At 48.1% G+C, this 22,279-nt stretch carries 22 protein-coding genes and 2 pseudogenes; 14 read left to right on the top strand and 10 right to left on the bottom strand.

The features are described from left to right. Positions 1 to 98 precede the first annotated feature (98 nt). Positions 99 to 1,568 (top strand): Na+/H+ antiporter NhaC, encoded by a 1,470-nt coding sequence (nhaC, locus tag AY633_RS07815; RefSeq protein WP_068487756.1) that lies wholly within the window; start codon positions 99 to 101, stop codon positions 1,566 to 1,568. Between the two features lie 43 nt (positions 1,569 to 1,611). Here the strand turns inward: nhaC and AY633_RS07810 are convergent, their stop codons facing one another. From AY633_RS07810 to AY633_RS07795, 4 genes are all read right to left on the bottom strand, one after another. Further along, positions 1,612 to 2,619 carry a FecCD family ABC transporter permease gene (locus AY633_RS07810; protein ID WP_068487755.1) on the bottom strand — a complete coding sequence of 336 codons (1,008 nt, stop codon included), beginning with the start codon at positions 2,617 to 2,619 and terminating at the stop codon, positions 1,612 to 1,614. Next, complete coding sequence (locus AY633_RS07805; RefSeq protein ID WP_082799202.1) at positions 2,616 to 3,614, bottom strand: FecCD family ABC transporter permease; 999 nt, start codon at positions 3,612 to 3,614, stop codon at positions 2,616 to 2,618. Before AY633_RS07805 ends, AY633_RS07810 begins: the two co-directional genes overlap by 4 nt. A gap of 61 nt (positions 3,615 to 3,675) precedes the next feature. Next, positions 3,676 to 4,605, bottom strand: coding sequence for an iron-hydroxamate ABC transporter substrate-binding protein (locus AY633_RS07800; RefSeq protein ID WP_068487754.1), 930 nt, complete (start codon positions 4,603 to 4,605; stop codon positions 3,676 to 3,678). A 7-nt stretch (positions 4,606 to 4,612) separates the two neighbouring features. After that, positions 4,613 to 5,404, bottom strand: coding sequence for an ABC transporter ATP-binding protein (locus tag AY633_RS07795; RefSeq protein WP_068487753.1), 792 nt, complete (start codon positions 5,402 to 5,404; stop codon positions 4,613 to 4,615). Positions 5,405 to 5,560: 156 nt separating this feature from the next. Between AY633_RS07795 and AY633_RS07790 the strand changes: the two genes are divergently transcribed. Next, positions 5,561 to 6,610: an NAD(P)/FAD-dependent oxidoreductase gene (locus AY633_RS07790; RefSeq protein ID WP_068487752.1), complete on the top strand. Its 1,050-nt coding sequence runs from the start codon at positions 5,561 to 5,563 to the stop codon at positions 6,608 to 6,610. A gap of 76 nt (positions 6,611 to 6,686) precedes the next feature. Continuing rightward, positions 6,687 to 7,097, top strand: a pseudogene (locus tag AY633_RS07785) (cupin domain-containing protein); the annotation flags it as partial. Positions 7,098 to 7,164: 67 nt separating this feature from the next. Here AY633_RS07785 and AY633_RS07780 read toward each other — a convergent pair. From AY633_RS07780 to AY633_RS07765, 4 genes are all read right to left on the bottom strand, one after another. Beyond that, positions 7,165 to 8,355 carry an MFS transporter gene (locus tag AY633_RS07780; protein ID WP_068487750.1) on the bottom strand — a complete coding sequence of 397 codons (1,191 nt, stop codon included), beginning with the start codon at positions 8,353 to 8,355 and terminating at the stop codon, positions 7,165 to 7,167. A gap of 811 nt (positions 8,356 to 9,166) precedes the next feature. Beyond that, positions 9,167 to 10,804: a diguanylate cyclase domain-containing protein gene (locus AY633_RS07775; RefSeq protein WP_068487749.1), complete on the bottom strand. Its 1,638-nt coding sequence runs from the start codon at positions 10,802 to 10,804 to the stop codon at positions 9,167 to 9,169. Between the two features lie 248 nt (positions 10,805 to 11,052). Next, positions 11,053 to 11,385, bottom strand: a complete 333-nt coding sequence (locus AY633_RS07770; protein WP_068487748.1) for a heme oxygenase — start codon at positions 11,383 to 11,385, stop codon at positions 11,053 to 11,055. A gap of 83 nt (positions 11,386 to 11,468) precedes the next feature. Beyond that, positions 11,469 to 12,698 (bottom strand): dicarboxylate/amino acid:cation symporter, encoded by a 1,230-nt coding sequence (locus AY633_RS07765; RefSeq protein WP_068487747.1) that lies wholly within the window; start codon positions 12,696 to 12,698, stop codon positions 11,469 to 11,471. Between the two features lie 266 nt (positions 12,699 to 12,964). On the opposite strand from AY633_RS07765, the gene AY633_RS07760 reads away from it, so the two are divergent. The 10 genes and pseudogenes from AY633_RS07760 to panB all read left to right on the top strand — a co-directional run bounded on the left by AY633_RS07760 (position 12,965) and on the right by panB (position 18,588). Further along, entirely contained in the window at positions 12,965 to 13,423 is a 459-nt protein-coding gene (locus AY633_RS07760) for a DUF4181 domain-containing protein (protein ID WP_068487746.1), read from the top strand. A 34-nt stretch (positions 13,424 to 13,457) separates the two neighbouring features. Then, positions 13,458 to 13,931 carry a DUF4181 domain-containing protein gene (locus AY633_RS07755; protein WP_068487745.1) on the top strand — a complete coding sequence of 158 codons (474 nt, stop codon included), beginning with the start codon at positions 13,458 to 13,460 and terminating at the stop codon, positions 13,929 to 13,931. Between the two features lie 23 nt (positions 13,932 to 13,954). Next, positions 13,955 to 14,335: a DUF4181 domain-containing protein gene (locus tag AY633_RS07750; RefSeq protein ID WP_068487744.1), complete on the top strand. Its 381-nt coding sequence runs from the start codon at positions 13,955 to 13,957 to the stop codon at positions 14,333 to 14,335. A gap of 121 nt (positions 14,336 to 14,456) precedes the next feature. Further along, on the top strand, positions 14,457 to 14,909 hold the full coding sequence (locus AY633_RS07745; protein WP_068487743.1) for a hypothetical protein: 453 nt from the start codon (positions 14,457 to 14,459) through the stop codon (positions 14,907 to 14,909). 54 nt (positions 14,910 to 14,963) lie between these two features. After that, positions 14,964 to 15,497: a GNAT family N-acetyltransferase gene (locus tag AY633_RS07740; protein ID WP_068487742.1), complete on the top strand. Its 534-nt coding sequence runs from the start codon at positions 14,964 to 14,966 to the stop codon at positions 15,495 to 15,497. Further along, on the top strand, positions 15,478 to 16,041 hold the full coding sequence (locus AY633_RS07735) for a GNAT family N-acetyltransferase (RefSeq protein WP_068487741.1): 564 nt from the start codon (positions 15,478 to 15,480) through the stop codon (positions 16,039 to 16,041). The genes AY633_RS07740 and AY633_RS07735 overlap by 20 nt, the downstream gene beginning before the upstream one ends. Before the next feature lie 15 nt (positions 16,042 to 16,056). After that, positions 16,057 to 16,578: pseudogene (locus AY633_RS16820) on the top strand (class I SAM-dependent methyltransferase); the annotation flags it as partial. Positions 16,579 to 16,665: 87 nt separating this feature from the next. Next, positions 16,666 to 17,082 carry an HIT family protein gene (locus AY633_RS16815; RefSeq protein WP_068487906.1) on the top strand — a complete coding sequence of 139 codons (417 nt, stop codon included), beginning with the start codon at positions 16,666 to 16,668 and terminating at the stop codon, positions 17,080 to 17,082. Further along, the gene (locus AY633_RS07720) at positions 17,079 to 17,549 is read left to right on the top strand and encodes a GNAT family N-acetyltransferase (protein ID WP_260804537.1); all 471 of its coding nucleotides are present in this window, start codon (positions 17,079 to 17,081) and stop codon (positions 17,547 to 17,549) included. The genes AY633_RS16815 and AY633_RS07720 overlap by 4 nt, the downstream gene beginning before the upstream one ends. A gap of 205 nt (positions 17,550 to 17,754) precedes the next feature. Beyond that, the gene (gene panB / locus AY633_RS07715; RefSeq protein WP_068487740.1) at positions 17,755 to 18,588 is read left to right on the top strand and encodes a 3-methyl-2-oxobutanoate hydroxymethyltransferase; all 834 of its coding nucleotides are present in this window, start codon (positions 17,755 to 17,757) and stop codon (positions 18,586 to 18,588) included. A 218-nt stretch (positions 18,589 to 18,806) separates the two neighbouring features. On the opposite strand, the gene AY633_RS07710 is transcribed toward panB, so the two are convergent. After that, positions 18,807 to 19,100, bottom strand: a complete 294-nt coding sequence (locus tag AY633_RS07710; RefSeq protein ID WP_068487739.1) for a hypothetical protein — start codon at positions 19,098 to 19,100, stop codon at positions 18,807 to 18,809. A 353-nt stretch (positions 19,101 to 19,453) separates the two neighbouring features. Beyond that, positions 19,454 to 20,773, bottom strand: coding sequence for a murein hydrolase activator EnvC family protein (locus AY633_RS07705; protein ID WP_068487738.1), 1,320 nt, complete (start codon positions 20,771 to 20,773; stop codon positions 19,454 to 19,456). A gap of 403 nt (positions 20,774 to 21,176) precedes the next feature. Here AY633_RS07705 and AY633_RS07700 point away from each other — a divergent pair, with 403 nt between their 5' ends. Next, positions 21,177 to 22,226 carry a M14 family zinc carboxypeptidase gene (locus AY633_RS07700; protein ID WP_390176113.1) on the top strand — a complete coding sequence of 350 codons (1,050 nt, stop codon included), beginning with the start codon at positions 21,177 to 21,179 and terminating at the stop codon, positions 22,224 to 22,226. Positions 22,227 to 22,279: the final 53 nt, after the last annotated feature.

The raw sequence follows: 22,279 nt of genomic DNA, 5'->3' as shown, positions 1-22,279 counted from the left end.
AAAATCGGTTTAATCTGAAAATTTATATGGCAATGAAATCAGTATAGTGGCAAAATAAATACAAGCACTTATTCCATTTTTAAAAGGGGTTCGAGAACATGGAAGAAGAAAAGAAACGTCCAAAACAGCAGGAAATCGAAGTGCCTTTTTGGCTGGCTTTACTGCCGCTGATCTTTATGGTGGCGGCGATGGCTGTCACCATCATCATTTTTGAAGGCAGCCCGCACATTCCTTTGCTTCTTGGCACGACTATCGCCGTTATCATTGCTTGGCGGTTGGGGTACCGCTGGCATATGATCGAAGAAGGGGCGTATAAAGGAATTCGCCTGGCACTCCCGGCATTGGTCATCATTATTATGGTCGGCATGATTATCGCTTCCTGGATCGGTGGAGGCATTGTGGCGACGATGATTTATTATGGCTTGAAAATCATTACGCCCTCTTTATTCCTCGTTACCATCTGTTTAATCTGCGCATTGGTTGCGGGAGCGATCGGCAGCTCCTGGTCGACGATGGGCACTGTCGGCATCGCTGGCATGGGCATTGGCGCGAGCATGGGCATTCCGGCAGCAATGGTCGCTGGAGCGGTCATTTCGGGGTCTTATTTTGGGGACAAAATGTCGCCGCTATCAGATACTACGAACTTGGCAGCGGGCGTCACGAATACCAATTTATTCGTCCATATTCGCCATATGATCTACACGACAATCCCAGGCATGATCATTGCTCTTGGCGTTTACTTTTTCCTGGGGCGTCAGTTTGCGGGCAATTCAATCGATAGCGAGAATATCAATACGATCCTGGCATCGCTTGAAGAGAATTTTGTCATTTCACCGTGGCTGTTGCTGGTTCCGCTTGCGGTCATCGTGCTCGTCATGAAGAAAGTACCGGCACTTCCTGCGTTGGGTATCGGCATTGTGCTCGGCTGGCTATGCCATATTCTAATACAGGGCGGATCGGTCGCAGAAGCGGTCAATGCACTGCATGACGGTTATGTCATCACATCCGGCAATGAAGTCGTCGATTCCTTATTCAATAGAGGCGGCATCGATTCAATGATGTTCGTCATTTCCTTAACGATTTTCGCCATGACCTTCGGCGGGGTGCTGGAGCATACGGGCATGCTGAAATCGATCGTCACCAAAATCTTGATGCTGGCGAAAACGGCCGGCAGTTTAATCGCTGCGACGGTAGCATCTGCCTTTTTGACAAATGTCACGGCATCGGAGCAATATATTTCGATCCTGTTGCCAGGTAGGATGTACGCACGGGCTTATCAGGACCAAGGCTTGCACTCGAAAAACTTGTCGCGTGCCTTAGAAGACGGCGGGACGATCACATCGCCCTTCGTTCCGTGGAATACTTGCGGCGTCTTCATCCTGGCGACGCTTGCGGTTCACCCATTCGCTTATGCACCGTACGCGGTTTTAAATTATTCGGTGCCGCTTATCGCTATCCTTATGGCGTTCCTCGGCTGGAAAGTCGAATTCATGACCGACGAGGAAATGCAAAAGCTGAAAGACCGCGAAGCACGCATGGAAATGGAATCGCAGCAAGAACCGGTGTAAAATAGCAAAAAGCTCATGCCCCAAAACTAGGGCATGAGCTTTTTTATTTTTTCATTAATAAATACACAAAATACGGTGCGCCGATCAAAGCGGCCATGACACCAGCAGGAATGCCGGATGGTTCGAGCAAATTGCGCCCGATGGTATCAGCGGCAAGCAATAACCAGCCACCGAGCAGGATAGCGACAGGCAGAAACAGCTGATGACGTGGCCCAACGAGTGCTTTCGCAAGGTGGGGAGCCATCAAGCCGATAAAGGCAATACTCCCGGTAACGGACACGGCCGCAGCTGCCAATGCGACGGCTGCCAGCAAAAGCACGGCGCGTTCTTTGCCGATATTGATGCCGAGCCCAATAGCTGCCGGTTCGCCAAGCCCCAGAATATTTAAACGGTTGGACTTGTACAAAACGAAAGGAATCAGGATGACCAGCCAAGGCAATAATGCGGCGATAAACGGCCAGTCCGTGCCCCAGATGGAACCGGCCAGCCACTGGGCGATAAAGTCTACTTTCTCTCGGTCGGCAGAGGAAATCAAGACAATCATGACGCCAGACAAGGCCATGGAAAATCCGATTCCCACTAGAACAAGGCGCACCGGCTGGAGCCCAGTCCGTGGATCACGAGAAAATAGATAAATTAAGATGGCAGTAATGAATGCGCCAAGAAATGCTACAAACGGCATTAAGAAGGCAAATGAACCCGGATCTACCGGGATAAACAAGAAGAAAATGGCGATGGCGACACCGGCACCGGAATTGATGCCGATGATGCCGGGATCTGCCAAATCATTGCGTGTAATGCTCTGCAGTACAGCTCCTGATAAGGCAAGTGCCATACCTGCCAAAAACGTGATGAGCAAACGAGGCATGCGGATGGAAAACAACACGAACTCTTCTTTAAAATCGCCTTGTCCCATCAAGACCGGAATAATCCGTTCGAAACCGAGAGTGGAATAGCCTAGTCCCAGGCTCAGGACGGCGGTAGCTGCGATGATGAGGAAAAGAGAGATCATCGTAATGCGCTGCTTGCGGATTAAATGTTGTTGGATCATGTGAACGCACCTCCACCTTTACGAACGATGAGCAAGAAGAACGGCAAGCCGAGCATGGCAACGACCGCTGCGACTGGCGTCTCGAATGGGGCATTGACCGTGCGTCCGAACAAATCGGCGAGCAGCATAAAAATGGCGCCCGTCACTGCTGACATCGGAATAATGAAGCGGTAGTCGCTGCCGACAATGACGCGGACAATGTGTGGAATCATTAATCCGATGAACGCTAAGTTACCAGCTAGAGCTACTGCAGCGCCCGCAAGCAAAGTAACAATCACAAACAACATCGCTTTGATCTGGCCGGTTTTTTGGCCAAGCCCGATGGCAGCTTCTTCGCTCAAACTCAAGACAGCCAGCTGGCGGGATAAGAGCAGCGCGGCAAACAAAGCGATGGTGATGAATGGGACGATGATTTGCAGCTGTCCCCAAGACGTGCCGATCAAGCCGCCAGCGGTCCACATGGACACATCTTTGGATATTTTAAACAGCAGGCCGATCGCTTCGGCAATGGCGGTCAAAAAGGCCGAAACGGCAGCGCCTGCCAAGACGATGCGAAAGGGTGAAAAGCCGCCGCGCCGAGATGCCCCGATACCGAACACCAGCCCGGCCCCAATTGCCGCCCCGATAAAGCAAGCGATCATAATGCCGAAGTAATTAGCACCGGGAATAAACGCGAGTGTGGCAGCCAGCGCCGCATTGGCGCCTGCAGTCAACCCAAGCAAGCCCGGGTCAGCCAGTGGGTTGCGGGTCATGCCTTGCATGATGGCGCCTGACACGGCGAGTGCCGCGCCGACAAAAATCGCCGCCACTTCACGCGGCAGGCGAATTTCCTGGATAATCGAAATTTGCTGTCCGGTGCTGTTTGAAAACAGCGCAAGCCATAAGTTTTTCAGGCTGACATCCGCCGCCCCAAAAACCATTGACACAATAAAAGCCAGCACGAGTGCCAGCAGGCTGATTCCGAATATGTAAGAAAAACGGGCATTATAGCGCATGCTTCATCACCTTTTTATAGAAAGAATAAAGGGATTCCGCTGTGCAGAATCCCTTTTGTAATTATTGGCCAAGGAATTTTTCCTGGAACAACTCAAGTTGGTAATCGAGTGAAATCGGATCGTTGAAATACAATTTCTTCGCATCCGCTTCGAATACTTGGTCGTTCTTTACAGCTGGCGTGTTTTGGTAAAGATCTGTTTCCTGGAAAGAATTGTCCTGTTCGGAATCTTTGCTGAAGATCACGTAATCGCCCATGTACTCAGGGAGGACTTCTTGTGACAATGCGTAGAATCCGTCAGTTAAAGCCATTTCTTCAACTTTCTCCGGCATCTTCAAGCCCATTTCCTGATACAGAATTTCCGTCCCGCGGCCCCAATTATCGCCAAAAACATACAATTGCTTGTCGAAGTTCTCGATGACAGAAACGGTGGCATCTTCGCCGATTTCCGCTTTGACGTCTTCTCCGGCCGCTTGTGCGCGCTCTTTAAAGTCATCAACATATGCTTGGGCTTCGTCTTCTTTATTCAATAACTTGCCGATTTCCAAATGCTGCGTCAAATAGTCGACTTTGCCGTAAGTATAAGTGACAGTCGGTGCGATTTGCTCCAATTTGTCGATGTTTTGAAGTGTGGAATAGCCGATGATCAAATCCGGGTCCAATTCAATGATTTTTTCCAAGTTCTCTTCGGATACAACTTCAACACCGTCCAAATAAGGCTCGTAGTTCGGGTTGTCGATCGCCCAAGCGTCGATCCCGACAAGCGGCACATCAAGTGACATGACATTTCCGCCGTAAGCTAAGGCTACTACGCGTTGCGGGTCAGCCGGGACTTCCACTGTACCGTTTTCTGATTCGTATTGGATGGTGTCGGATCCGCTTGCTTCGCCTTCCGAACCGCCCGTTTCCTCTGTCGTTCCTTCTGAAGATCCGCAAGCGGCAAGCGCCAGCATAAAGAGTAGTGTAATGGACAAGAAAAGTAATTTTTTCATGATCAGATTAAGCTCCTTTGATTAAATTGTATGTCAGGCATATCGGTTTTTGTGTGCGTGGGTCAAGCCCGATTTCTGCGTCGATGCGGAATACTTCACGAAGGACTTCCGGAACGATGACTTCTTCGGGGGACCCGGCTTTGATGATTTGACCGTCCTTCATTGCGACGATATGGTCAGCAAAGCGGGCGGCATGGTTCAAATCGTGGAGCACCATGACAATGGTGCGTTCTTCATCGGCGTTAAGGTCGCGGAGAAGCTCCAAGATCTCCAATTGGTGCGCCATATCGAGATAAGTTGTCGGCTCATCGAGGAAAATCATTTCGGTTTCCTGCGCAAGCGCCATGGCGATCCAGACGCGTTGGCGCTGGCCGCCCGATAAGGCATCGACAGGATGGTATTTGAAAAATTGCGTGCCGGTGACATTCAGCGCCCAGTCGATCATCTCGTAGTCCCGTTTACTTAGCTTCCCAAACCCTTTTTGGTAGGGGAAGCGGCCATAGGAAACGATTTCTCCGACGGTCAAGCCAGCTGCGTTTTCCGGCGACTGTGGCAAGATCGCCAGTTTTTTTGCCAATTGCTTAGTCTTTTCTTCAGCGATTTGCTGGCCATCGAGAATGACCGAACCTGCTTCGTGTGGAATGACACGAGTCATCGCTTTTAGGAAAGTGGATTTTCCACATCCGTTCGGCCCGATAATCGCCGTAATCTTTTTATCTGGAATCGACAGGGACAAACCTTTGACGATTTTCCTTTCGCCATAGCTGACTTCCAGGTTTTCTGTATAAAGGCGTCCCATCGACAGCCCTCCTTATCATTAAACCGTAATCGTGAAGCAAATAAATAAAAACAGGATATATGTTGATAATGATTCTCACTTTCATTACAATGTATACTATAAAGTTATTGAGAATCGTTGTCAATCGGAATTTATTATAGAACGGGGATGTAAAAAATGGCCAATCACGATATCTTTGACGTTACCATCATCGGGGGAGGTCCCGCCGGCTTGTATTCAGCTTTTTACAGCGGGCTTCGGGGCATGAAAACGAAAATTATCGAGTTTCAACCGCGCCTTGGCGGCAAACTTCATGTCTATCCGGAAAAAATGATTTGGGACGTCGGGGGACAGACGCCAATTCGCTGCGAACAGCTGATCACGCAATTGGTCGAGCAAGGGCTCACCTTCGATCCGACGGTGTGCTTGGATGAGAAAGTGGAAAGCATGGCGAAGAATGAAGATGGCTTGTTTGTGCTGTCAGGGGCGTCGGGTGAAATCCATTATTCCAAATCAATCATCGTTGCAGTCGGTGGCGGCATCTTGAAACCGCAAAAGCTGCAAATCGAAGGGGCTGAGCGTTTTGAAGTAGCCAACCTCAATTACACTGTGAAAACACTCGAGCGTTTTCGCGGCTGTACGGTGCTCATTTCAGGTGGCGGCAATTCGGCAGTCGATTGGGCCAACGAGCTCGAACCGATCGCTGAAAAAGTCTATGTCGTCCACCGCAAATCCGAAATGGCCGGGCACGAAGCACAAGTACGGCAACTGCTGGAAAGCCGTGCGGAATGCTTGCTGGATTCCGCTATTACGCGGCTTGTGGCATCGGATGCTGGCGACCGCGTCGAACTGGTGGAAGTGATGAACCAAGTAACGGGTGAACGGTGTATGCTGCCGGTTGACCAGCTTGTCATCAACCACGGCTATGAGCGTGATGCGAGCTTGCTTGAAAACAGCCCGCTCGATTTGGAAACAAAAGATGACTTCTATCTACTGGGTACGCCAGCAAGCGAGACTTCCGTACCGGGAGTGTTTGCAGCAGGCGACATTCTTCAGCATGAGGGCAAGCTCAATTTGATCGCCGGCACCTTCACCGATGCTGCCAACGCCGTCAATAAAGCGAAAAAGTTCATCGAGCCGGATGCTGCCAATATTGCCATGGTGTCTTCTCATAATGATGTGTTCAACTCCCGCAACCAGGCGCTGAAAAAACAAGCGATGCGCTGAGCGGTTTGTTTATACCTGCTTTTTCCAGGGTAGAGAAGAGCAGAACAACAAATCGGAGGAGGAACCACATATGGAATTGAAAGACTATGGCGCTGAATCATTGGTCGTCAATATTGAAGAGGCAACGAAACAAAACGAGACGTTCCGGACCGCGCTTTGGACCGGTAAAAACTTGCAGGTTACGTTGATGAGCATCGCAGCAGGCGATGACATCGGACTGGAAGTCCATGAACACGGCGACCAATTCCTTCGCATCGAAGAAGGGCAAGGACTCGTGCAGATGGGCGATAGCGAAGACAATCTAAGTTTTGAAGAAAAAGCAGAAGACGATTACGCCATCCTCATCCCCGCAGGCAAATGGCATAATGTCACCAACACAGGCGATAAGCCGTTAAAGATCTATTCCATCTACGCGCCGCCAGAACATCCGCACAGCACCGTGCATGAAACAAAAGCGGAAGCGGACGCAGCAGAAGAGGAAGAATAAGCGAACATAAAGAACGGCCGACATGATTTGTCGGCCGTTCTTTTACGTTTTTTTATCGTGTATCAATTTAATGCACTGAAGCGGACTGGCGCTCTTTTTTTCCGTGGAGGAAATAATATGGCACAATCAACGCAAATACAGCAATGCCTAGTAAGCCGTAAAGCGCACTGTAGCCGGTAAAGGGAATGATAAAGCCGAGAATATACGGTCCCATGCCGAGCCCACCGTCCATTGCGACAAAGAAGGTCGAAGTTGCAAGTCCCATCCGGTGGGGAGGGGTTAATTTAATCGCGACCGCTTGTGTCGTCGATTGCATATTACCAAATCCAAGCCCAATCAAAGCACCCGCAAACAACAGACCCATGCTCGAGTCAGCAATGCTTAGCAGCAATAAGCCGCCTGCAAGTGATACGAGTGCCGGATACATGATGTAATTGGCACCATATAAATCCATGATGCGTCCCGTGAATGGGCGTGTCAGCAAAATGACAACAGCATAGACCAGGAAGAAGAAGCTCGCTGCTTCAACTAGGCCTTTATCATTGGCGTAAAAATTGATGAAGGATAAAACGCTCGAATAGCTTAGCGCGATCAAGAACATGACAATGGCAATCGGCACCGCATTCGCTTCTAAATAATTGGAAAGCTGGAAACCGGATTTCGTTTCTTCAGCCGGCGGTTTTTCCAGCACCGGTACTTTCACAAACGTACTAAGCGCCAGTGCAGAGACAGCAATCGCGACACAAGCCGCGAAAATGGTATTATAGCCAGTCCATTGGCTCATCAACAAGCCGATGAATGGCCCAAAAGCAGCCCCGAGCGTCGCACTCATGCTGAAATAGCCAATGCCTTCGCCTTTACGCGTATGGGGAATGACTTGCGCAGCGATCGTTCCGGCGGCAGTGCTCGCGACTCCAAGCGTCACGCCGTGCAAAAAGCGATTCAGCATCAAAAAAGGCAACCCAAGCGGCAAGAAGTATAGCGCAGTCATGCCGACAAATAAAGCAGACCCGAGCACCAACGCGCGTTTGCGCCCGATTATATCGAGAGTGCGTCCAATAACTAAGCGCCCGGTCAGCGCCCCTAAGATGAAAATACCGGTGACGAGGCCGGCTTCACTAGTCGAAGCACCGTACTCTTCGACAGCGTATAAAGCGATCGTCACAATCAATAAATAAAAAACGAGCAGTAGCAGAAAATGGACGACGGAAACGCCAATAAAGTCCCGCGTCCATAATTTAGGTTTGTTGTTACTCAAATGAAAGACTCCTTCTGAAGCACAATAACAGTGCTGTAAATAATGTATCTTTGGCTTTTGCCATTCATTAACCGTAGCAGAGCCCGGGCGTGCCGTCCAATATATGGCATTCGAAAAAGCGCTGCCTCAAGAGGCAGCGCTCTTCAGCTTGTCGAGAAAGTGATAAAGTCGTATTTTCCGAAGCTTATCGCTCGCTTTCCGTGGGGCGGGAATCGAGCCTCCTCATTCGCTACGCTTCTTGCGGGGTCTCTCAAACCCGCTGGTCCCACAGGAAAGATAAGGTCGAACTACGTGAGAACTTATCTTTGCGAAGTAATGCGTAGCATTATTGAGCAGAAGGTTTTACGATCGAACGCTTCTCCAAATACTTAGAGAGACCATTGATTGTTGAATGTGAAAAAAAGTAGCTTCTTTCGTATTAGATACCGAACTATAGACTTCTTCAATACTCTTAAAAGGGGCTGTCCCAAAAGGTCATGAAAAGTGACTTTTAGGGGCAGTCCCTTTTCGTCTTCTAAAGAAATGGCTGATGTCCATTTCGACGGACGCTTTCCGCGGGCACGGCCTTAGCCGCTTCCCTCGCTTCGCTCAGTCCAGGGTCTTCGGCTCGCGTCGCTCCTTCGCTTAGCTCAGTCACTATTCCCGCTGGAGTCGCCGTCTCCATTCCCATCAGCCGGCTACTCTCAGGTGCCTCACCGATAAATCAAAAACAGACAGAGAAAAAGAATTTTTTCTCCGTCTGTTTTATTTTAGGGACTTATGAGACAGCCCCTTCTGAATTCATATGGGTATTGGTTAAGTAACTAGAGGCTTATTCCGAAACAATGTCTCTGTAAAACGTTGTCTGGCTTCTGCCGTTTTCCTTCGAGACATAAAGCGCTGCATCAGCGTAAGACAATAGGGTATAAAGATTTTCGGCATTGTCCGGGTAAATGGCAATGCCGATGCTGCAGCCGAGTTGCACTTGGCCAGCATCAACGGTGATCGGCTTGCTCAGCCGGTCGATCAAACGCTGTGCTAGTTGTTTAGTCGGCAATTCGCCAAGCCCATCACAAGGGAACAATAAGACAAATTCATCTCCGCCAATGCGGGCGATAAATGCGCCTTCAGGCAGTTCGGCCATCAAGCGTTCGGCCACTTTCTGGAGTACGTGGTCGCCCGCTAAATGCCCTAAGGTATCGTTGGCTTTTTTGAAGCCGTCCAAATCCAAATAGAAAAAGGCTAATGGTTCTTTATCGGTGCGCGCTCGTTTCATCATTCGATCAGCGGCTTCTTCAAGTGCGATACGATTTGGCAAACCGGTCAGTGGATCACGCTGTGCCAAATCTTGCATACGCACTAAATCGGATTCGGCAGTGCCGAGTGTCTTGATCAAGCTTTCCAGTGAGTAGGACAGATCCTCGATTTCGCGCACGCCCGTGTTTTTCGGCAACTCCAATTGCTCGCCTTTGCGGAAGGCTTTCGCTTTTCGGGAGATTTCCTTCAGCGGTCGAGAAATTCTACCAGCAACGAACCAGCCAGCCAAGGCAAAAAGAATAGCGCTTGCCAGGCCGCTCCACATGATGATGCGGCTTAAATCGCGGGCAGCGGCAAAAGCGGCTTCTTCCGGCTGGCGTACCAGAACTGTCCATCGCAGCTCTGGATAATCCCAATTGGTCCGGCCGCCGGCAAACCCCGTAAGATAGGATTCACCGTTCGGCCATTCCTCTAATACCCAACCGGTTTTTCCACTCGACAAAGAGGCGGACTCAATCGGAAGCGGCTTGCCAAGAAATTCTTCCGGACCGAGGATGACGCGCTGGGTACCCGGACTCAAGACGAAGACCTCTAACTCATTTTCTTGGCGATTCATTGGGCGTAATACATACTGCATGACTTCCTCTGCCCATTCCCAACTCAAATGAGCAGCGACTACTCCAGCGAATGAGCCGTCAGAATGGATGATGGGCACACTAATATCGACAAACTCGAGCTCACGCCCACTTGGATTTGGCAAAAGCTCTGCTAAAAGCAGCGCTTCGTGGACATCGCCGACAAAATCGGTTTTGCGGGCCTGCGTATAAATAGGCCGGTCGGAAAGGTCCATGCCTTCTAATAACTCATCAGTAGAGGCAGTAACGAAGCCCGATGAATCGGTCATGCCAATCCACGAAAATGCCGGTATTTGTTCTTGCAGCATATCAAGCTTCGCACGCTTTTGTTCCTCGGTGGCTGCGAGTTCAAGCTCCTCGATTTCCCCAAAAGTCTTGATTTCACTATAACGGCCCCACATATACTGATCTAAACGGTCCTTCATTTGAAAGGCGATACTTGATAATGAATTTCCACGTTCTTCTTCCAATCGGTTTGTGCTGATTTCCGAGACGAGAATGCTGAGAACGGCGGCGAACAACAAAATGAAAATGGCAAATATCAGACCCCAGTAATTCCTAAGCGATAATGATTTCATATGGTTCCCTTTCAAAATAGGTAATTTTACAATAATTAATAGTATATCAAAAGTCCTTTTTGAAAGGTGAAAAAAGGAAAAAGAAATATAATTGTCCTATAAATGCTCAAGAGCTGTCGGGAGAAACTAGATTCCGAGTAGCCAATAGAAACAGAAAAACATGTGTCCTAGAACACTATTAGCGGAAAATGACAAAATAAAAACAGCCGGCATTTGCCGGCTGTTTTAGTGGGTTAGCTTTGCTTAACTTATTTAGCAGCTTCAATAACCGAAGCGACTTTCGTGATGACGAGCTGGCTGCCGAGCATCGGCGATTCTTTTTTCTCTTCGCCCTCAGCCGGTTCCGGACGTTTATGGGCTTGCTTGAAAACATCGCTGGATTTCCAGGCTTCGTAATTCTCTAAGGTTTCCCAGTACATATTGACGTTCAGTTCATCGTATTCTTCCAAGTCTTGCGTAACGGTCACTTCGACTTTATGAAAGCCTTCCATTTCCTGCAATGCGCCTGGGCGAGTGAAGTTAGGTGCCATTTTCTCAGCAAAGCCCGGTTTCATTTTGATGCGATTGGTCACGATATACATAACTGCATGTCTCCTTTTTCAGTGGGATACGAGATACTCCCACTGTATCACAGAGCCCTGTGCTTTGTCCGCAGCGAGTCGTGCTAAGCCTTGGCTGCGCCGCGTCTTTTCTCGCTTTGGTCGATCAATTTCGAGCCCGCTAAATCGCCTGTCACATTGAGCATGGTAGCGCCCATGCCGACAAGTGCATCGATGGCTGTCAGGAGCGCAACGGCTTCCATCGGCAACCCGAGCTGGACAAAGACGGTGGCGATCATGACGATGCCAGCGCCTGGAATGCCCGCAGTTCCGATGGTAGCCAGCGTCCCGATCAAGACGACCAGGAACATTTCAGACAAGCTGAGCGGGTCGCCGATGATATTGGCAGCAAATATGGCTGAAACAGCGATGCGGATAGCCGCTCCGTCCATATTAATCGTCGCGCCGAGCGGCAAGCTGAAGCCGTATAGACTTTTCGAAATGTCGAGGCCGCGCGCGGCATCAAGTGTCAACGGCAAGGTGCCGGAGCTGCTTTGTGTGACAAAAGCCGTCAGCATCGGCGTGCGTGCTTGCTTGAAGAAAGCCAGTGGGCTAACTTTGAACACCAGCATCGCAACGATATAAAGCGCAATTTGTACGGCAATGGCGATGTACAAGACAGCGACCATGCCGAGCAGTGATCCGAGCGTATCTAGCCCTTGTGCACCTACTGTTTTTGCCATGATGGCAAAAATCCCGATCGGTACGTATTGCAAGATGACTTTCAAGATGATCAAGGTCGCTTCGTTCAACGCGGTGATCGTTTTCATTAAATGCTTGCCAAGTTCGCCGAATTCTTCAGAACTTCTCATGTAAGAGATGGCGATACCAAACGCAAACGCTGTAAAGATGATCCCGAGCAAGTTCATGTCACTAAATGCCGAAATGATATTAGACGGCACAATGTTTAATAGAACACTCGTAAATCCAGGATTGTCCGGTACATCAAAAGTTTCCGAACCATCGAGCTGCATGCCCGAACCCGGCTGGAAAATGCTTGCGACTGTTAAGCCGACCACAATGGCGAATGCCGAACTCAATACATAGAACAGGAAGACTTTCCCGCCCATTCGGCCAAGATCTCCGATTTTCGATTGATTGATCCCAACGATCAAGGTGAAAAAGATCAGCGGCACAATCAGGAAGGTCAAGAGCCGCAAGAGCAGATCGCCGAGCGGAGCCAAGACAGCCGTGTCTGGCCCGAAGATTAAGCCGACGATCACACCGAGGATAAGCGCTACGGTGATTTTCAAAATAAGCGATACATTTGCGTAAGATTTCCAAAGAGCTTTCATAAGCGCCTCCTTTATTTTCTTTTATTTTTAAAAAAACATATAAACTTAGTCGGATTTGACTTAATTACGATAGCCTATGTCCTTTGTTTTGTCAAAGACGCGAACTCAGCAGGAGAATAAAGCGCAAAAGGTGAAAAAAAGAGAAAGAAATCGTCGGTTATCAGAAAACTTTAAAATATTCTATAATTTCCCAAAACCTCGTGATACGATAGTTAATATAGAAGAAAGCTGGGCGTGAAGGACATAGTAAGTAGGGGATGGATAAAATGGGTGGGATTAGTTATTACGAAACAGATTATAATTGGATATGGGAGATAGCCGGTTTTATTGGCGCGGCGGTTTTGGCCATCGCAGGATTTGGCTGGCTATTAAGAAAGATTTTGGGAGTTGAACGTAAAAAATGGTTTTCACCTTCTTCAAATTTCGTCAACAGCTTCCACGAAAAAGTAAACAATTACTTTAGGTGGGGAAACCTTGCCCTCTATCTCACCACGCTCGCCGTTTTTGGTTTTCAAGAAGGGGCGTTGTACTTCATGGTATTGACGATCTTGATCGGTGGGATTCAAGAGCTATTTAATGCTTATATGGAAAAAAAGCATGCCAATAACCCCAATGCTTATAAATATACGCTATTGCATTATCCCGCTTCGATGGTCATCATGATCAGCTGTGCAGGGGCTTTTTTTCCAGAAATGATTGACGTGTTTATTAAACAACTGAGTTGAGCTTTGGCTTAGCCGACGGATAGGGGAATGTGGCATGGAGGAAACGGCTTATTTCACGTCGCCGTTTGAGTGGATGCTGGGCTTGCCGGCATTTTTTGTTGTCTCATGGCTTGCTATTTTCTGTATCAACTGGATATTGCGAAAAATTCTAGGCGTGGAGCGAAAGAAATGGTTTTCGTCTGACGGATATTTCGTCAATGAGTTCCATGAAAAAGTGGAACGTTATTTCCGATATGGAAGTGTAGCGCTATACATCGTCTTTCTACTCGTTTTTGGTTTTGAACAAGGCTCTATTTATTTTGTGCTTTTTACATTTTTACTGAGCGCGCCCCAAGAGTTGTTCAAAGCCTTTCTGGAGAAAAAACACGCTAAAAATCCAAATGATTATAAATTTACTTTATTGGAATATCCCGTTTCGATCGTTATTTTCCTTACTTGCGCTATGACATTTACGCCTGACATCTTCAATCTATTTATGGACGAATTATCATCGATATTTTCAAATTGATTTGAGCAAAGTGAGGGATAGACATGGATGGCGTGAACCAAATGTATGGACCAGATTATTATGGGACGCAAACAGGTGAGATGTGGGGAATTCTTGGTTTTATCGTGGTTGTCGGGTTGATCCTATTTTTGGTGAATTGGGTCCTGAGAAAAATTTTGGGTGTCCGGCGTAAAAAGTTTTTTGCCCCGTCATCGAATTACGTGAACAGCCAACATCAAAAAGGAGATGCTTATTTCCGCTGGGGCGGTGCAGCAATTTTTCTCATCGTCTTTTTTTGGTTTTATGAACACGGGCCGTTCGTTCCGTTCATGGCACTCGTAGTTATGGGATTGCTCCAAGACACCTATACCGCTTATATGGAAAAAAGCATTCCGATAACCCGAACGATTATAAATTCACGTTAATGCAATTCCCGATTGCGCTCATCATCGTTTTCATAAGTGGATATATTTTTTTACCCAACTTCATGGATGTTCTTTTTGATGGATTGGATTGAAGGAAGCTTGGAAGAAGGGGGAGAGCGCTATGGTCCACCAAGGAAAAGTACAGCGCTGGCTGCTTATCATCGGGTTAATGGCGATCAATTTACCGCCGCTGCTCTTGAACTCGTTTCCTAATGGCTTCGCATTGTATATCCAACTATTCGTCTCGGCCCTCATTGTTCTGGCGTTATTTATCCAAGTACGCGTCAAGGTCCGGGGCAGCAATATCGTTTACCGAGTCGAATTATGGAGCGCGCCGCTTTACTACAAGACAGTATATAGAGAGGAGATTCATCGAATTGAGTTTAAGCGCAGTTCTTGGGCTTCTAAAGTGGCAGTAGTCCGTGTGAAAAAGGGCATCGATTTGCGCTTCGCTTTATTCGGCGACGGATTGTTTGGGGATTTATCGCAATTTGCTGAGCGCAACGGTCTCGAACTCCGGAAGTCTAAGGACTATCAAACGATTGAAAAACTGGACAGCAATCGGCTTCGCTAATGAAAGTTATCAGAAAAATGTTTCACGTGAAACGGCAGAGAGGGGCAAGTGGAGATGGAACTGGAGAGCGAGCGCTTGCTGTTGCGCCGTTACCGGGATGAGGATTTTGAATTTCTCTATTCTTTAGTGAAACAGCAGGAAGTCATGAGGCATATCGGGAACAGCCAAGTGAAAAGCCGCCAGCAGGCATTGGAGTTTCTCTATTGGGTCTACCGCATGTACCAGGATCATCCTGAATACGGCTTATTGTTGTTGATTCGAAAAGAAGACGGCAAGCGAATTGGTCATGCCGGATTGGTGCCGCAAGTCGTAGGTGGCCAAAACGAACTCGAAGTCGGCTACTGGCTCGCCCCGGAATTTTGGGGCTTTGGCTATGCTAGTGAAGCGGCCAGGCTGCTATGTGGACGAGGATTTGCGAAGCACGGGCAACAGGCGCTTATTTCCCTTATTCAACCGGCAAACCAAGCTTCCAGAAGAGTAGCCGAATCACTCGGCATGGCATGCGGCGAACCGATTTTACGAAATGGACAAACCGTACTCGTTTACCGGGTACAAAAGGAGCGATGGCATGCAATTTCCTATACTTGAGACAGAGCGGTTATTGCTGACGGAAATTACAGAGCAAGACACTGACCGCTTTTTCGCGCTGTTGCAGCGTGAAGACGTTACGTATTATTACGGCATGGACCGGTTATTGGAAAAAGAAGAAGCGCTCGAAATGATCCGCGCTTTTCGCGTCGTATTCGAATTCATGCGCGGCATGCGCTGGGGCATCCGTTTGCGCGGGGAAGAAGCGTTGATCGGGACGATTGGCTTGAACCAGCTTCAGCTGCGTTCGAAAAAGACCGAAGTCGGGTACGAGCTGCATCCGGATTATTGGCGCAAAGGGCTGATGGAAGAAGCGCTTTCTGCGGTACTCACATATTGTTTCGAGGAGCTGGGCTTGTATCGTGTAGGTGCCACGACTTATCCGGCCAATACTGGTTCAAACCGGCTGTTAAAAAAACTCGGCTTTAAAGAAGAAGGACGGCTTCGAGGTTATTTGTATCAACGGGGTGAATCGCACGACGCATTGGTTTTTTCACTATTGGCCCCTGAATGGAGACAGCAGCAAGAAAGAAATGCGGACTAGAAGGGAAGCGGCAAGATGTTAGGAAAACAAGGATTCAACGAATGGGCAGCGGAATACGACGAGACAGTTCGGAATAGCGAACGTCAAGGGACGTATCCGTTTGCCGGCTATGGTGATGTGCTAACAGCGATATTTGAAGCTATTGACCACAAACAACAAGCCATGGTTTTAGACATCGGTTTTGGGACCGGCGCATTGGCGTCTGCTTTATATGAAAAAGGACATCACATTTATGGCATCGACTTTTCTTCTGAAATGATCGATCGTGCCGAGAAGAAAATGCCAGAAGCGCAGCTGGTGGAATGGGATATGGCGAACGGTTTGCCGCCTGCTTTTGACGGGCTTTATTTTGATTGCATCGTCACTACCTACGCGCTTCATCATTTGGAAGACGCTGAAAAATGGAAGTTTCTCAAGCAATTGCTGAAAAGGCTGGCACCGGGCGGCACGCTATGGATCGGCGACATCGCTTTTCGCACGGCAGATGACCGGCTAGCTTGCCAGAATGAATACGAAAACGTCTGGGACGGGGATGAAGCGTATCTCGTGTTTGACGAGCTCGAAACGGCCTTATCCACTATCGCAACTTGCGAATTCAATGCTCATTCCCATTGCGGCGCCGTGATTCAAGTGCGGCCGGACTGCCCGTTTTGCCACCCGGTTTATGACGCGGATCAGCGCATCGTGTTCGAAACGGAAACTTGCTGGTTTTTGCAGTATGAAAAAGCGCAAGATGTGCTTGAAGGGTCTGGGGTCATTGTCCCAAAACAGCATCGCTCGTCTCCGTTCGAACTGACGCAAACAGAATGGCAAGAAACACAAGAACTGCTGGAACTTGCTAAACCATTGCTCGACCAATTAGCCCCAGGCGGCTATACGCTTGGCTGGAATGTTGGTGAAGCGTCGAACCAATCGATCGGCCATAGCCATCTTCACGTCATCCCACGCTTTAACGATGAACCTTATGCCGGCAAAGGCTTGCGCCACTGGCTGAAAAAACCCGAAAATCGTCGTCCTGGCCAAAGCGGGGACGCACGGTGAACTTTAAAAAACAGACGATGACAGAAGCGGGTGCGCGGGAGATTCTCGCTTGGCGCTATCCGCAGCCATACGATTTCTATAATGGACAAGCGACAGCGGAAAGTTTGAACGAACTGATGAATGGCAGCTACTTTATGGTAACGGAAAGTGATGAATTATTCGGTTTTTATTGCACGGGCAAGGGGGCGCAAGTGCCAGCTGGCCATACAGTGAATGCTTATCCGGTGGGCCCCGTCGATATTGGGCTCGGCATGAAGCCGGACAAGGTCGGAGCGGGCCGGGGAGCTGCGTTTCTGGATTTTCTGCTCACTGAAATAAATAAATGCCATCCCGGACAAGACTTGCGCCTTACTGTCGCGCAGTTTAATGCACGCGCGATCCGTTTGTACGAAAAATTGGGGTTCGTGAAAGTCGGTGAGTTCCAAACCGACCAAGCCACATTCCAAGTGATGACAAAAGATGACTGACTTTCAGCTAGTCTTTGCATCTGCTATAGTAAAAATAGGGCGGTATCTGCAAGGAACTGCACCCATACAAAAAGCGTGACAACTCAATAGATCTGCCTTGATCTGAACATGACAGGGACGGAGAAACCGACACAATCCAATTCTGCCCGTCCGCCCTATCGCGGCGGGCTTTTTTCAAAGGTTTCCTTCCCGGAAGGAGAAAACAATGGAAAATACAGCTTCATTAATCAAAATGAAAAAACAAGGGAATAAAATCGCGATGCTGACGGCTTACGATTACCCGTCCGCTAAAATTGCCCAAGCAGCAGGCGTGGACGTGCTGCTGGTCGGCGACTCGCTCGGCATGGTCGTACTCGGCTACGATTCGACCGTCAAAGTGACCGTCGAAGACATGGTCCATCACGGAAAAGCAGCACGAAGAGGAGCGACAGATACATTCCTCGTCGTCGATATGCCGTTTGGTTCGTTCCACGGAAGCTGGGACCGTACACTTGAAAACGCCATGCGAATTTTCCAGGAAACAAATGCACAAGCTTTGAAGCTCGAAGGCGCAGGAGAAGTGCTCGAAGTAACGCGTAAGCTCGTTGGGGTGGGCATCCCGATCGTCGCCCATCTCGGCTTATTGCCACAATCTGCCGCTGTCCTCGGCGGTTATAAAGTGCAAGGCAAAACTGCAAGCGCCGCCAAGCAATTGATCGAAGACGCCAAAGCGTGCGAAGCGGCAGGCGCCTGCATGCTCGTGCTTGAATGCATCCCGCATCAATTGGCCGAACAAGTGACACAAGAACTGACGATCCCGGTCATCGGCATCGGTGCCGGCAGCGAAACCGACGGGCAAGTACTCGTTTACCACGACACCGTCAAATACGGCTCGCACCATTTGCCGAAATTCGTCCAGTCCTACGCAGAAGCAGGCGAGACCATGCAACAAGGGCTCAGCCAATACGTCGAAGAAGTGAAAAGTGGCGCGTTCCCGAAAGAACAGCACCGCTTTACGATGAAAGAAGAAGAACTCGAGCAGCTGTACGGTTCGAAATAAAAAGATTGCCTCCTGATATTTCCACAACAGGAGGCAATCTTTTTTAATGAGTGTTTTGTGATCAAGGTTGCGATGGCAAACTCATGCGGACTCTTCAAACGTTAACTTGCGCATAGTTTGCGGTGCCTGAAAGCAAAATTCCTAACAGGGCAGCAGCAATAAATGGACAGTAATGGCCGGTTCATGGAAGCACGCCTAATTTACGAGCATACACCCGCTCAATAAGCGATGTATACCGCGACCGCTAGAACTAGTATGATCGCCAATGCCCGGATCCAGATCAGCTTATTGCTGATACCCGCTTTTCTTTCTAAGTAATAGATATAGTGCACCAAGATGATTAGGCCCAAAGATGGCAGAAGAAACTGGGCGGGTGTGAGATTCATATCAATATCGTCGAGAAACAATTCAAAAATGCCAAAAGTCAGCAGCAACATTCCAATAGCACCAATACTCAAAGGAAAGTAGGGGCTGTTGATCTTTTTCTCTTTTTTCACTGAATCAGATTCCATTCCTGCACCTCTTTTCAGAAATTGGTTAAATCTTTTGCTCAAATAAATCAAATCTCCAACACAAACGGTGAAACCATCAGTAAAACAAGGGATAACATTGGCTGATCCGTGACCATGAGTTCGTACGAAAAATTATGTGCCGGAAACTTGCATTCGATTACTCAAAAACTAGTGGCTACGATCAAAAGAGAAATCAAGGAAACAAAGCCCAGGAGTGAGCCTTCCCATCTTTTGTTTTCTTCAGTCTAACACATAAAAGGGAAAATTTAACTTTTTAGCTGAAACCAATAAAGACAAAAAAAGGCAGTACCCGAAGTTTTCGGATACTGCCTTGTGTTTATAATGGATTTCAATTATCCGCCAATATATGCTGCTGGGTTGACTGCATTCGAGCGAGCGCCGTTCCAGCTGCCGATGTGGATTTCAAAGTGTAAGTGAGGGCCAGTAGAACGCCCAGTGTTGCCCATGCCGCCGATGTTTTGTCCTTGAGAGACCGCTTGGCCGACAGAGACATTGATGGAATTCAAATGAGCATAAGCGGTGGCATAGTTTTGGCCATTAATCACATGAGTGATGATGATGACATTGCCGTATCCGCCCATAGCGCCGGCGTAAGAAACATAACCGCTCGCTGAAGCGTGGATTGGTGTTCCAGGGACGTTAGCGATATCGAAGCCAAGGTGTGTTTCAGCTCCTGCGCCGATATCACGGCCGCCGAATCCAGAAGTATGGCGCCCAGCTGCCGGGCGGATAAATCCTGCGCTTGATGTTGGCGCTGCCGCTTGTGTAACCGTTGCTGCAGAAGCGTTGGATTGTGCGGCTTTTTCAGCTGCCGCTTTACGTGCTGCTGCTTCTTCCGCTTTGCGTTTTTCTTCCGCTTTACGCGCGATTTCCGCTAAACGGGCTTGTTCTTTGCCAATTTTCTTTTCAAGTGAAGAACTGATGTTCATCGCTTCTGCGTGCTCTTCTTCAAGTTTTGATTTTTCCTTAGCTAAACGTTTTTGCTCTGCTTTTAAATCATCCTGTAAATCGTCTTGCTTTTTCTTTTGTGCATCCAATGAATCTTTCAAGTCCACAAGTTCTGCTTTTTGGCTTTCTTGCTTCGCGAGTTTTTCTTCAACTTCGGCTTTTTGTTCAGCCAAAAGCTCTTTATCTGCTGCTTGTTCACTCATGATGTCACGGTCTGCCTCGATCAATGTATTGACGGCTGAAGCGCGGTCGATAAAGTCGACAAAGCTGTTTGCCCCAAGCAAGACGTCGATATAGTCAACGGAGCCGCCGCTTAGTTGGATGGCGCGTGCCCGTTCTTTTAAAAGCTCTTCGCGTTCTGCGATTTTGCGTTCGAGTTCTTCAATCGATTCTTTCAATTCATCGATTTCGACTTTCGTTTGATCGATTTGTGCTTGAACAGCGTCAATTTTGCCTTGTGTTTCTTCAATCTCACCGTTCAATTCCTGGATTTTGTTCATGATTTTTTCAAGCTTTGTTTGATTTTCGGCAATGGCATTATTTTTTGACTGGATTTCGGAATTCAAGTTGTTCTTTTCTTGCTCGACCTGTTGTTTTTCTTTTTCGAGGTCGGACAATTTATCAGCACTAGCTGTTGGCAAGAAAATTGATAGCGCCAAAACAGCGGATAGTGCTGCGACGAACCATTTGGACCATGTGTTCAATGTGTTGTGCTCCTTTCGTGTTCCCTTAATTTTTCTTTTTCTCTATATAAGAATTCTTTTCTGAAGTAATGAATCATGGCTAAAGCCATGAAAAAAAGCCGTCAAAAATTCCGGCAGACCCATTGTACCACCGCATAAACCTATTTATTATTACAGTTTCTTATCAAATCTAGGTATAAGCTGTCATACGCGACACATAAGAGGAGGAAATGTAATTATTCATAAGTAGAAAGTAATGTTTTTGCAGAATAATTCATGTTTTCGAATATTTCGATAGTGCTGAGGACGGTTTCAAGCTCTTATTTCGTATTACGAAGGAAGCGTTTTCAAAAATATTGCAGGAAAAGACGCTGGAAAAAGGGAAAGGGTGGAATGGCAGTATACAAAAAGGAGTGGTAAATCGATGAAATCATTGAAAAAAGGGGCAATTACATTATCGTTGGCAGGGGCTCTTGCATTAAGCGCAGTTCCGCTGAACTCTACAGTCGTCGAAGCAGTCGGCAACGGGCCTGGATATGGTGGCAATGAAACAATCAACACATCCATTTTGACGACCTACTCGGAAATGGCAGACTTTTTGAAAAAGCAGGATGCCAAGCAGCCACAAATGGAACTTGAAGTCATTGGGCAGAGCGTCAAAGGGCGCGATTTGTACGTAGCAAAATACTTGAGCAACCCGGAAAATCCGACCATCCTATTTCTGACGCAGCAACACGGCAACGAACAGCTGACAACAGAAGGGGCACTTGAATTTATCAAGCATCTTGGCACCGGCAAAATGAAAGGCGTCACAGATAACGTCAACATCCTAGTCGTGCCAATGCTTAATGCAGACGGGGCCATGGGAGACGTCGATTTCTCATTGGACGATTACGTAGCGTCAGGTGACCGCAATTTGACCCGTTACAACGCAGTCGGGGTAGACTTGAACCGCGACCATATCGACAAAATACAACCCGAAACAAAAGCCTTGCATGAAAATGTCATGAGTAAATACGACATCGATTACATGATCGATTTACATCATCAAGGCGCTAGCAGTGAACGCGACGGCGAATTGGTTTCCGGTTCGATTCTTTATCCGACCACGCCAAACGCTGACCCTGAAGTCGTCGAAGGATCGAAAAAACTCGGGGCTGTCGTGTTTGATGCGGTCGATTCCACTGGATGGGGCCATCTCGGCAAATACCGTGGGGGCGACGCTGAAACGATTAGCCGCAACGGCATTGCAGTCGAATACGGCATTTCGACATTATTGTTCGAAATGCGTGGAATGTCCGACCACGAATACGAACCTTATGTTCTTGGGCAAAAGAGCAACGGTTATTTGATCAAGCAAACTATTACGACATTGGAATCGACCGTGCGTGCCATTGCGGATGGTTCGATTGATACACAAGATACCTCGTTCTGGGATACGTTGGCATTCCAACAAACCCGCGAAACCGAATAAGACGAAGAAAAGCCTTTCCCGCTTCAACCGGGAAAGGCTTTTCATATTAAAAA

The organism is Planococcus maritimus, from assembly GCF_001592825.1.
Lineage (GTDB): Bacteria > Bacillota > Bacilli > Bacillales_A > Planococcaceae > Planococcus > Planococcus maritimus_C.
Note: the sequence above shows the minus strand (reverse complement) of the source record. Positions and strands in the feature narration are given on the sequence as shown.